Origin of the sequence: Variovorax sp. CCNWLW186 (genome assembly GCF_037203865.1) — a bacterium.
Taxonomy (GTDB): domain Bacteria; phylum Pseudomonadota; class Gammaproteobacteria; order Burkholderiales; family Burkholderiaceae_C; genus Variovorax.
The window spans coordinates 46,921-57,649 of the sequence record NZ_JBBCBO010000030.1 but is presented as its reverse complement, the minus strand read 5'-3'; the positions used below and the strand labels follow the sequence as shown (position 1 = coordinate 57,649).

Genomic DNA, 10,729 nt, shown 5'->3' with positions numbered 1-10,729 from the left:
GATCCCATGATGGTCTCCCATCGAGTTGAGGGAGCCTCAGCATGCGCTGGCCGGACTGCAGCTGTCCTGGATGCAGCGCCCAAGCAGCGCCTGCTATTTCTGGGATGGACATCAGCTTTCGCGGCCATGTTTGGCCTACGGCTAGGGGCACAATCGGCCAATTGCGGGCACTCAAAGGAGCTTCATGTTCAGCTTACTGACGGACGTCGTCGTCGGAATCTTCGAGTTCATCGTTGACGTGGTGCTCTTCAGAGGGCAGCGCCGCAAGCGCGATCACGGCGACCGTGCAGTCTCCGAGGACGCGAGCGAGATCGCACGCTTTGACCTCATCACACTGACCTACATTAGTCTCGCGTCGGTCGCATTGATGTTTTTTCTGAGCTTCATCGCGGGTGTTCCTGTGGGTTGGAGCGTCGCGGTTGGTATCGCTGTGGGCGTGGTTTGGGGCGTCTGGCGATACATGCAGTTGGTCAATAGCCCATGAGATCATGGACGCATGACGGCCGGCGACAGGATGACGGACTTCGGCCAACAGCGGCCGGTCAGCCGTGCCTCGAAATTCGCTCGAAACCGACGTTCTCAGTGCCCACAACGGTTAGCGTGACCTTGTAGCAACACAAAATGAATCCCCTCGTAGTTCCGCCTGCTGCCCAGCGAGACGAAAATGCCGTTCAGATGCTTAGCGCATGGATTGCGGAAAGAGGGTTGCACTGCTCTCTCAAGGTCGGCTTCTGGCAAGCGCAAGGTCGCGATGAAGCGCGCTCGTGGGGCATTTTGTTGGCGGACGTTATCCGGCACGTCGGGAATGCCATGGAGGAGCAGCAAGGTGTTCATTCAAGTGCGGCAGTTCAATCAATACTTGAGGCCCTGAATGCCGAGCTCGATCAACCGACTTCGCCGGCCAAGGGCCAATTTCATCCTGGTCATTCGTAATGCATTCAAGGCGCTGAATGTTGGGTGACGGCGGCAGACGGCCAATAGGGGCTGTTGAAGACGAAGGAGAATTTCTTGCCCAACACGACGCACCTTCTACCAGTCGACAAACACGATCTCCCAAGGGCAGAAGCAATCGTCGCTCTCGGCTACCCTGCCGTCGACGCGCTGCTTCCCGCGTTGCTCGCCTGGATGCAAGACATCAACTGGCCTGTCACAAAGGTCCTAACTCCCTTCTTGGCTGGAATTGGTGAGCCATTGGCACCTCATTTGCGCGCGATCTTCGAATCCGAGGATTACGTCTGGAAGTACTGGGTACTCGAGAAACTTGTTGATCCGTCGTCTCAACTCGCGGCGGCGGTCGAGCCGCACCTCTTGCACATGGCCCTGAACCCGAGCCCAGGCGAAATCGACGAAGGGGTGGATGTGATCGCTCGCAGGATTCTGGCGAAGAGCGCCGCCTAAGCAGGACGCTATTGAGGATTGGGAAGGTGCCTCTGGCGCATCTTGGCTCCGGCGCCTGTGGCAACATCCGGCCAAGACCAGTCGTCCAAGTGCGGCTCAGAATTTTGAACGGAGAAGCGATCATGTGGGAGTGCGGGGACGTCGCCGGAAGTGCTCAGTTGGCTCCGGCCGCGCTGTCGGGCATGCAAGCCTACCCGCATCCCCTTGCCTTCTCCAAACTGGACCAGCTCGCAGCCAGGATCAGCGAGGGGTTCGAGGTGACTCGCATCGAGATCACCGGCTACGCAGATCCCAACGAACGCACCGAGATGCCGCAGTGGGCTGTGGACCGCAAGCGTGCAGAGTTCATGCGCAAGTATTTCGAGGCCCGTGGCATCCCGCCAGGCCGCATCATCGTGACGGCCGCTGCGCCCAGACATGAGAACACCCTCGAAGGGCGCGCGCGGGACCGTTCGACCGCGGTGAAGGTTGTCATCCTTCGTCAGAATAAAACCTGACCACCACACACCTGATCGCTACATGAAGGTCGTCGCCAGACATACGTAGGGGCCGTGTACCGCACTCGTTAAGTGACCGCTTTGGAGCAAGTCGTACAGCCGGATAGCGCCCAGAGCGACCGAGCGCAAAGTGTCGATCCCTTAACTTCGCGCAGGAGATCGACATGGAAACACTGATCGTCAAAAATTCTCGGACGCCTTGGAACAAGGAGAAGCTTGTGGGGCAAAAACGGCCATTCAAGCTCAAGGAAATCTGGGCGATACGGGTCCGGCTGCAGCTGTCCTGCCGGACGCGCGAACTGGCACTGTTCAACCTTGGTATTGACAGCAAGCTGCGAGCCTGCGACCTGGTCAAGCTGCATGTTCGGGATGTTGCTACCGGTGACCGAGCGGCAGCGCGAGGCAGCGTGGTCCAGCAAAAGACCGGCCGTCCGGTCCAGTTTGAATTAACGCAGCCGACGCGAGAAGCAGTGGGTGCATGGATCGCAAAGGCTCAGCTTCGGGCCGAAGACTTCCTTTTCCCCAGCCGCGTTACCGCATCGCCGCATCTTGGAACGAGGCAGTACGCAAGAATCGTCGATGGATGGGTCGCGGAAATTGGACTGGACCCTGCAGCGTATGGAACTCATTCCATGCGGCGGACCAAAGCGTCACTGGTGTATCGACGCACGAAGAACTTGCGCGCCGTACAGCTGCTGCTCGGACACACCAAGCTGGAAAGCACGGTTCGCTATCTGGGCATCGAAGTTGAAGACGCCTTGGAGATGGCTGAGCAAACCGACGCCTGAAGCTTCAGCCCGCCCGGCCTTGTTTGACCGGGCGGCTCTCCGGCAGAATGCGGCCAGAACCGGCCGTTCGCTCCGCCCCTCCAACTGATTCGTACCCCGTATATGTGGCCATTCAAGAAAGTCGCGGCGGTCTCGCCGATAGCGGTCGCTCCAACGCCGGAAATGTCGCGGAAGCCAAGGCCAACCCCGGAGGCTGGGTCTACCAAATCGCGGGAAGCTTTGGCCCGGCCGACCACATCCCTCCGGAGTTCATCAAGGGGGCATTCAAGGTCGATGAGCGTGGCAACATCACGGGTGAGTTTCAGGCGAACCCGAAATATCGGGGTGAGCCCTGAGGCCCGAAAACGTACAGCGGGACGCGGCCAGAAGCGGATATCTATCGATGAACCCTATCAAAAATGACGGCAAAAAATCTCCGCTGCTACAGCCGGCGAGCGTAAAGCCGAACTTGGACGCTGTGCCCTCCTGGTATCAGGACTTCTTGGAGCAAGTTGAGCGCTTTTGGGTTGTGAACCAAATCGAACCGTCAAAGCGTTCTTCTTTTCTCCTGAGCAACCTTCTTAGCGCGATTGAGGCAGGCGACAAGGACCGCGTCCATCTCATTTTGGAGGTTGCCCTCCAGTTTGACGACGCGGAAAAAGCGGTCCTTCTCTGTGAGATGCTGCTGATCAAGCAGCACTACCGTCACCAGGAGCTCGTGCGGGAGCTCCAACTCATGGCGGAGCCGTCCGCTGTTCCATATCTGGTCAAAGCGTTCACCTCCAACCTAGACTACATGGACGAGTACAACGGGTCTGGTTCTGGCGTGGTAGCAAAGTGGTTCAGCCACGCTCTCCTCGACATTGGTACCCCGGAAGCTATTGAGGCGTTGAGGGCTTTCTCAGCTCACTCGGACGCGGAGGTTCGAGAAGAGATGGCGTACCGCCTTACCAAACTCGAGGACTTAGATTGAGGCCAACAAAACGGGCCTCGCGCTGCGCGCTCGCACGCGCCTGGTTGTGGGCGTTGAGCGCCCTGCGTCAGGTTTCCTTCAAGGGCCGCATTGGGGCCTTTGCCGCAGCCCAATCATTCGAACCGCAAGGCCGGACGCGGCCATGAGCGGTCGTTCTATCGCGCAAGCGGTGTCGGTCGCCACACAGCATTCTCACCAAACTCCGCATGGCAGCGCGGACACGCGGGAGCGTTCAACGCAACTGGCGCCTCGCAGTTGGGGCAGAGACCGTGAGGGCCAGTCAAGTCCCCGGGAGATTGCTTGTCGAACTTGGACGCGTCCTCCTCGGATTCTTGCGCCTCCGTGGAGGCATTGCTCCATAAGGAAACCACCGTGCCGCATACGGCTCCTGCCCCCACTCCGGCAAGGAGCAGTTGTGTGAGGACATTCGACGGAGGTAGCACGCTGCCAAACTTCAGGAGGCTAAATGCCATCATGCTCGCTAAGCCACTGACGGCTCCCAGCGCGCTCCCGAGAAGCAGACCAATGCGGCTCAGCCCAAATGCCCGGAGACAGAGGTATCCGAGCAGAGAGTGAAGAACTCCTGAAAGCAGAGCCGGTACTACACCGACGAAATACGAAGCGACAAGCACAAACACTAGACCCGCGATGTTGGCGCTGCTTTCCCCTGCACTCGCAATAAATAGCCCAACTGGCGGTCCTATTCCAGCAAAAACAAATGGAGCAAAGTTCAGCTTGTCCGAACTCGCAGTGGTACCGGCATCAATGGTGGGTTGCCTCATGGAGGCCACTGTACCCGGGACACCGCTCCACGCACCTCGACGGTCCGGCCCCGGCCACGTACATCGCCATAGAGAACCTTAAACGCAAGACTGAATGCGCAATGAGTCTGCGCTACGTCTGCTCCGGAGCAAACCGAAAGTCGGCTTAGGGCCCCTCCGCGACGGCAGCGCGACCGGCTACAGTCGGCCATGAGAAGTCGGTCGATTCTGAGTCAGAATTCCATGATGGAACCCTCTAAACTTTCCGCTGCCCGCGCCTATGCGCTCAGCATGCACGGCGCGCAAATGTATGGGCCACACCCTTATTCGCACCACTTAGATGCGGTCGCAGCCACACTCGCGCCGTATGGTCTGACCGCTCAGGTCATCGGGTATCTGCACGATGTTGTTGAAGACACCGGTGCGACGATCGCCGAAGTCTCCTCCCGCTTTGGCGACGAAGTCGCCGCATGCGTAGCACTCCTCACGGACGAACCTGGCGCGAACAGAAAAGAGCGCAAGTCGAAGACGTACGCGAAGCTGGCGAAAGTAGCAGGGTCGGAAGAGCTCGCGCTGATCGTGAAAGTCGCCGACCGCCTCTCGAACGTGAGGGCGTGCGTGGCTGATGCCAATCGTGACCTTTGGAACCTTTATCGCAGTGAGCATGCGGTATTCAAGGCATCCGCATTTAGGGCTGGGCTCTGTGATGAACTCTGGTCTGAACTCGACGGGCTGTTGAGTGATGACAAGCTGCCGCAGGCAGCGTGACTGGAGTTGGCCGTATTCTGCCCTTACCGGGACAATATGCTTCGTGCTGGGATAGAAATATACGAGTTGCATCCACAACTTGGCCAGCGATTGCTGCTTCCCGGTGAGATTGCCAACGCACCCTTGCGTCTGCATTCCAAAGCTGCGGTCATCGATCGCAAGCAGATGTTCATCGGATCGGTAAATTTTGATCCTCGCTCACAAGGGCTAAACACCGAGTTCGGGCTTCTCATACGCAGCCCTAGTCTGGCTGCGGAGGCGCTTAGCCTGATGGAGCTGCTTAAGAAAAATGCCTCATACCAGGTTCGGTTGAAGCAAGGATCGGAGCGCGATTTGGAGTGGTTGTTTGTCGAGAGTAACACTCAAAAGACGATTGATTCCGAGCCCGGCTCGGATGTCTGGACCCGTCTAAAACTTTACATGCAATCGTTGCTGATTCCAGAGTCTTTCCTTTAGAGAGCGTTAACGTTGTTGCCGCAGACAGGGCCAGGGGCCTAACCCCGCCGGGGGACGCGAGCGCGTACTTGTGCATCGGTTCCGTTAGGCGCCGTCGTCGCTCACATCGAACTTCAATCCGCGGGCTTGCAATGCGGCTTGCAGCGATGTGCTTTCCTCAGGAGTAAATCCATCGAAGTAGATCTGCAGCGTCTTCCCGCAGCTCAGAAATAGATCTCTATCCGGAGCAGCCCAAAGCTGGACACCGTGTCCAATCGCCGCTGTAAGAAAACCGAAGGCCTCCTCAGTAGATACGAGGCCAATCTCTTCACCTAGATTGCTCCAGCCCGTGATCTCGGCGCTGACGGGATGCTCGAACTCCCACCCCAACGCTTGCAGGGCATCGAGTAGCTGGACGCAGCTTGCCGGAGAAAGGCGAGCAATCTCTTTCGTCATGACCAAATCGTAGCTGCTGCCACCTCACAGAACACGAACGGCGAAATAGGCTTCGTCGGTATCGCCCAGGTCACGGAAGCCCGCAGTCCTGGCCACATCGAAGGCTTTGATCCAGCGCTTGGACAGTGCGATCTCGCCTTTGGTGAGATCGCTCTCGCCCGACACACTCGCGTTCTGAAACGCGCGAAGCGCCGGCACCACGTCATGGCCCAGTTGCCGGTCAAGCTCGCGCCGGAAGCGTTGCTCCGCCACCTTGGCCGCATCGGCCGCCGGATGCGGATAGTCGGAGAGCCGCACGAGGTAGGCGACGCGAGGTTCCGGTTCCACCTCTTCAAACCGAAACGGTAGGTCGTCATCACTGGCCTCCTGCGGCGCGACGTCGACCGGCGCCGCGGCTACCGGCTGCGGGAAGAAGAGTTCAGCTTGGTCCATGGTCATCTCCTTGAGCAAGTTCGCAAACGCGCTATGCGCTTCCGCCGAGGCTGGAACCGCCGCGGCGCAATGGCCAGCGCTGCAGCGCCTTCGCAATCATTTCGCCGTGGCGCTGCGCCTCCAGGCGGGCGGCCTTCGCATCGGGAGGGGCGGGCGTCGGCACCGGCCGGCAGAACCAGCGCTGCGGGTAGGTGTCCGCCTTGATGTTCTTGAGCGCCCGTCCGCGCGGATTGATCTCGGTGCCTTCGATGAAGAAACCGCCCCGGACTTCAAGCATGTAAGCGCGATTGAGCAGCGGGATCACATAGCTCTCCTGGTCGTCGGCCAGCAGCATGGCGATCATCAGGCTGCGACCAGGGCGCGGGTCATCGATCCTCGGCACGTAGAGCAGCTCTCCGATGCGGCGCGTGTGCTTCACCGCCTCCTTGGTGGAAAGCGCCTGGCCCTCGAACCGGTATCTAAACACTTCGCAGTACACCTGTATGAATATACAGTAGTATGGCGCCATGAAAGACGACATTCCGACCGATCTATGGATCTACTACTGTGCGCAGCAGCTCAAGCGCCATTGGCGGACGGTGGATCCTGAGCAGCTCGAGGAGCTGGCCACCGACCTGGCGTGCGAGGCGCATCTGCGCACGCTGTCGCCCAGGGCCGCCGCGCTCAAATGGCTGGAGCCGGTGATGACGCCAGGGGAGGCCAGATAGCCGGAACGGCACAATGCGCCGATGCCAAACATTGCCTCGATCCTCAAAGCCGAGATCTCCCGCGTCGCTCGCAAAGAAGTGCGCGTCGAGATCGAAACCCTCAAGAAAGCATCTGCTACGCATCGCGCCTCGATTGCCGAATTGCGGCGTCAGGTGAATGCGCTTGAGAAGGAGCTGCATCGTGTCGCGAACGGCGCGGCGCGTTCCAGTGCGGCGTCTGAGTCAGACGCTGAAGCAGCAGGCACGAAGCGCCGATTCAGTGCAACCAGGTTGGCTGCGCATCGAGCCAAGCTCGGGCTGTCCGCGGCGATCTATGGACGGCTGGTGGGCGTTTCCGGGCAGACGATCTACCACTGGGAACAAGGCAAGGCACGCCCGCGGGCAGCGCAGCTCGAAAGCCTTGCGGCAGCAAGGGACCTGGGTGCGCGCGAGGTTGTGGAGCGTTTAACCACGCTGAAGTGAAGAAGGCGGCCCGTTTTCGCGCAGCAATGCGGTCATCGCTGAGCAGACGAGCGACCTCGTTGCTAGCAAAGGTCGTGGGTCGTTCGGAGCTCACGTTGAATGAGGCCGACAAGCTCTATCAATCCGTGGGAGGTGTCCGGGTGCTCTGAACGTCTGTCGCGTATCGGCACCAAGTCAGCGACAGACAAGCGCCCTCCGAACGTTTGCTCACCGATCTCGAACCGCCGCGAGGGCTGACGTTCTGGTCGCCAAAGCTTCTTGTTGTTAGCAGTTGCTGTTGAAGTTGGCCCCAGTCCTCCTCAGATTTTTTTGACACTCTGTTTGGGCGGGGTTTGCTTTAACGCAGAGAATTTTGACTCTCTGTTAGGAAATTTGACACTCTGTAAGGAGCTTCTAACCCCAGACCGCGCCCGGTCACACACCCTTGCGCATAATTGACGCAAGCTATGACTCTCACAGAACTCAAATACATCGTCGCAGTAGCCCGCGAACGGCACTTCGGCAAGGCGGCAGAGGCCTGCTACGTCTCCCAACCGACGCTGTCGGTGGCCATCAAGAAGCTCGAGGACGAGCTCGAGGTCAAGCTCTTCGAGCGCAGCGCGGGCGAAGTGACCGTCACGCCGCTGGGCGAGCAGATCGTGCAGCAGGCGCAAAGCGTGCTCGACCAGGCCGCCAGCATCAAGGAAATTGCCAAGCGCGGAAAAGACCCGCTGGCCGGGCCCCTGAACCTGGGCGTGATCTACACCATCGGCCCATACCTGCTGCCCGATCTGGTGCGCCAGGTGATTTCGCGCACGCCGCAGATGCCGCTGGTGCTGCAAGAGAATTTCACCGCCAAGCTCCTCGAAATGCTGCGCGCGGGCGAGATCGACTGCGCGATCATGGCCGAGCCTTTTCCCGACACCGGCCTGGCGATGGCGCCGCTCTACGACGAGCCCTTCATGGCGGCGCTGCCCACGAAGCACAAGTTCGCGGACCGGGAATCGGTGACCTCCGACGAGCTGCAGAACGAAACCATGCTGCTGCTGGGCACCGGCCATTGCTTTCGCGACCATGTGCTGGAGGTGTGCCCCGAGTTCGCCCGCTTTTCGAGCAATGCCGAGGGCATCCGGAAAAGCTTCGAGGGCTCGTCGCTCGAAACCATCAAGCACATGGTGGCGTCGGGCATGGGCGTGACCCTGGTGCCGCGCCTCTCGGTGCCGGCCGAAGCGCTCAAGCCCAAGGTCAAGGGCCGCAGGGAGCCCGAGCAGATGGTGCGCTACCTGCCGGTGCGCGACGCGCAGGACCGAGACCCGCCCACGCGGCGCGTGGTGCTAGCCTGGCGCCGCACCTTCACGCGCTACGAGGCGATTGCCGCGTTGCGCAATGCCATTTATGCGTGCGAGCTGCCGGGCGTCAAGCGGCTGTCATAAGGCTGCCGCAAGAGAGAGCAAACTCGCGAACTTGGCCTACGTGGAAGCCATTCGAATTCATTCATCGCTGGGATAGAGTGACGCTGTTGCGAAGCCGCGGGCCGGCTTTCAGAATAACGGTGTCCCTAAAACTTGAAGAAAGAGTTTCACGCCATGGCAAGAGATTCGAAGAAAGCGTCGTCGTCCTCTTCATCGGGCAAGGTGCCCAAGAAGGGTGATGCCCTGGTGGCCCAGGAGTCGGGCAGCCGCAATGCGCCGATCATCAACATCGGCATCGAGCGCCAGGACCGTGCCGCCATTGCCGAGGGCCTGAGCCGCGTGCTGGCCGACACCTACACGCTCTACCTCACCACGCACAACTTTCACTGGAACGTGACGGGGCCGCATTTCAACTCGCTGCACGCCATGTTCATGACGCAGTACACCGAGCTCTGGGGCGCGACCGACATCATTGCCGAGCGCATTCGCGCGCTCGGCCACTATGCGCCGGGCTCCTATGCGGAGTTCAGCAAGATCGCCACCGTGCCCGATGTGCCGCAGACCCCGCCCAAGGCGATGGAGATGGTGCGCATCCTGGTGAAGGGCCACGAAACCGTGTCGCGCATCGCGCGCGAGTTCATCCCGGTGGCGGAAGAGGCCGGCGACGACCCGACGGCCGACATGCTGACCGCGCGCTGCACGGTGCACGACCAGACCGCATGGATGCTGCGTTCGCTGCTCGAAGACTGAGCGGGCACGCAAACCCGAACCCCGAGAGCGGCACAATGGCCGCTCTTTTTTTGCCTGCCGCATGCTCGCCCGCCGTTTTGCGCTTTATCTCGACCTGATTCGCTGGAACCGTCCCGCCGGTTGGCTGCTGCTGCTCTGGCCCACGCTCGGTGCCCTCTGGTTTGCGGCCGAGGGATGGCCGGGCTGGCACCTGCTGGCCGTGTTCGTGCTGGGCACCATCCTGATGCGCAGCGCGGGCTGCTGCGTCAACGACGTGGCCGATCGCGACTTCGACCGCCATGTGAAGCGAACCGCGCAGCGGCCGGTCACCAGCGGAGCGGTCTCGGTCAAGGAGGCGCTGGTGCTGGGCGCGGTGCTGGCGCTGCTGGCCTTTGCGCTGGTGCTCACGACCAATCGGGTGACGGTGCTGTGGTCGTTCGCGGCGCTGGCCATCACGCTGGTCTATCCGTTTGCCAAGCGCTTCGTCTCGGTTCCCCAGGCGGTGCTCGGCATTGCCTTCAGCTTCGGTATTCCGATGGCATTTGCGGCGGTGCAGTCCTCCGTGCCGGTGTTCGCCGCCTGGCTGCTCGCCGGCAACCTGTTCTGGGTGCTGGCCTACGACACCGAATACGCCATGGTCGACCGCGACGACGACCTCAAGATCGGCATGAAGACCTCGGCCATCACTTTTGGACGCTTCGACGTGGCCGCGGTCATGGCGAGCTACGGCCTGTTCCTGGCGGTCTGGGCCTGGGCCGGTGCCAGCCGGGGGCTCGGCGTGGTGTTTTTTGCAGCCATTGCCATTGCCGCGGTGCAGGCGGGCTGGCACTGGCGGCTGATTCGCGACCGCACCCGCGACGGCTGCTTCAAGGCCTTCCGGCTGAACCACTGGCTCGGCTTCACGGTGTTTGCCGGCATCGCGGCCGGCTATGCCATCCACTAGACAGACAGGA

General features: G+C 60.6%; 17 protein-coding genes. 14 read left to right on the top strand and 3 right to left on the bottom strand.

What is annotated here, in order from left to right:
* The first annotated feature begins 184 nt into the window (after positions 1-184).
* The 9 genes from V9K97_RS25240 to V9K97_RS25200 all read left to right on the top strand — a co-directional run bounded on the left by V9K97_RS25240 (position 185) and on the right by V9K97_RS25200 (position 5,620).
* Positions 185-484, top strand: a complete 300-nt coding sequence (locus V9K97_RS25240) for a hypothetical protein (RefSeq protein WP_337321434.1) — start codon at positions 185-187, stop codon at positions 482-484.
* 137 nt (positions 485-621) lie between these two features.
* Complete coding sequence (locus V9K97_RS25235) at positions 622-933, top strand: DUF5076 domain-containing protein (protein WP_337321432.1); 312 nt, start codon at positions 622-624, stop codon at positions 931-933.
* A 75-nt stretch (positions 934-1,008) separates the two neighbouring features.
* The gene (locus tag V9K97_RS25230) at positions 1,009-1,398 is read left to right on the top strand and encodes a DUF5071 domain-containing protein (RefSeq protein ID WP_337321430.1); all 390 of its coding nucleotides are present in this window, start codon (positions 1,009-1,011) and stop codon (positions 1,396-1,398) included.
* Between the two features lie 89 nt (positions 1,399-1,487).
* Positions 1,488-1,895, top strand: coding sequence for an OmpA family protein (locus V9K97_RS25225; RefSeq protein ID WP_337321428.1), 408 nt, complete (start codon positions 1,488-1,490; stop codon positions 1,893-1,895).
* Positions 1,896-2,059: 164 nt separating this feature from the next.
* Complete coding sequence (locus V9K97_RS25220) at positions 2,060-2,683, top strand: tyrosine-type recombinase/integrase (protein WP_337321427.1); 624 nt, start codon at positions 2,060-2,062, stop codon at positions 2,681-2,683.
* A 104-nt stretch (positions 2,684-2,787) separates the two neighbouring features.
* On the top strand, positions 2,788-3,018 hold the full coding sequence (locus tag V9K97_RS25215; RefSeq protein WP_337321425.1) for a hypothetical protein: 231 nt from the start codon (positions 2,788-2,790) through the stop codon (positions 3,016-3,018).
* A gap of 47 nt (positions 3,019-3,065) precedes the next feature.
* Entirely contained in the window at positions 3,066-3,635 is a 570-nt protein-coding gene (locus V9K97_RS25210; RefSeq protein ID WP_337321423.1) for a hypothetical protein, read from the top strand.
* A gap of 1,004 nt (positions 3,636-4,639) precedes the next feature.
* Positions 4,640-5,164: an HD domain-containing protein gene (locus V9K97_RS25205; RefSeq protein WP_337321421.1), complete on the top strand. Its 525-nt coding sequence runs from the start codon at positions 4,640-4,642 to the stop codon at positions 5,162-5,164.
* A 36-nt stretch (positions 5,165-5,200) separates the two neighbouring features.
* On the top strand, positions 5,201-5,620 hold the full coding sequence (locus V9K97_RS25200) for a phospholipase D-like domain-containing protein (protein ID WP_337321420.1): 420 nt from the start codon (positions 5,201-5,203) through the stop codon (positions 5,618-5,620).
* 84 nt (positions 5,621-5,704) lie between these two features.
* Here V9K97_RS25200 and V9K97_RS25195 read toward each other — a convergent pair whose 3' ends face one another.
* The 3 genes from V9K97_RS25195 to V9K97_RS25185 are packed head-to-tail and all read right to left on the bottom strand — an operon-like array spanning position 5,705 to position 6,995.
* On the bottom strand, positions 5,705-6,055 hold the full coding sequence (locus tag V9K97_RS25195; protein ID WP_337298174.1) for a hypothetical protein: 351 nt from the start codon (positions 6,053-6,055) through the stop codon (positions 5,705-5,707).
* 24 nt (positions 6,056-6,079) lie between these two features.
* A complete protein-coding gene (locus V9K97_RS25190) occupies positions 6,080-6,487 on the bottom strand; it encodes a hypothetical protein (protein ID WP_337321418.1) in 408 nt (135 codons plus the stop codon).
* 31 nt (positions 6,488-6,518) lie between these two features.
* Positions 6,519-6,995 (bottom strand): hypothetical protein, encoded by a 477-nt coding sequence (locus V9K97_RS25185; RefSeq protein ID WP_337321416.1) that lies wholly within the window; start codon positions 6,993-6,995, stop codon positions 6,519-6,521.
* On the opposite strand from V9K97_RS25185, the gene V9K97_RS25180 reads away from it, so the two are divergent.
* From V9K97_RS25180 to ubiA, 5 genes are all read left to right on the top strand, one after another.
* Complete coding sequence (locus V9K97_RS25180) at positions 6,994-7,194, top strand: hypothetical protein (protein ID WP_337321415.1); 201 nt, start codon at positions 6,994-6,996, stop codon at positions 7,192-7,194. The two genes, V9K97_RS25185 and V9K97_RS25180, sit on opposite strands and share 2 nt — an antisense overlap.
* A gap of 21 nt (positions 7,195-7,215) precedes the next feature.
* Positions 7,216-7,656 (top strand): helix-turn-helix domain-containing protein, encoded by a 441-nt coding sequence (locus tag V9K97_RS25175; RefSeq protein WP_337298177.1) that lies wholly within the window; start codon positions 7,216-7,218, stop codon positions 7,654-7,656.
* A 446-nt stretch (positions 7,657-8,102) separates the two neighbouring features.
* The gene (locus tag V9K97_RS25170; protein ID WP_337321413.1) at positions 8,103-9,068 is read left to right on the top strand and encodes a LysR substrate-binding domain-containing protein; all 966 of its coding nucleotides are present in this window, start codon (positions 8,103-8,105) and stop codon (positions 9,066-9,068) included.
* 153 nt (positions 9,069-9,221) lie between these two features.
* On the top strand, positions 9,222-9,797 hold the full coding sequence (locus V9K97_RS25165; protein WP_337321411.1) for a Dps family protein: 576 nt from the start codon (positions 9,222-9,224) through the stop codon (positions 9,795-9,797).
* Between the two features lie 61 nt (positions 9,798-9,858).
* A complete protein-coding gene (gene ubiA, locus V9K97_RS25160; protein WP_337321409.1) occupies positions 9,859-10,719 on the top strand; it encodes a 4-hydroxybenzoate octaprenyltransferase in 861 nt (286 codons plus the stop codon).
* Positions 10,720-10,729: the final 10 nt, after the last annotated feature.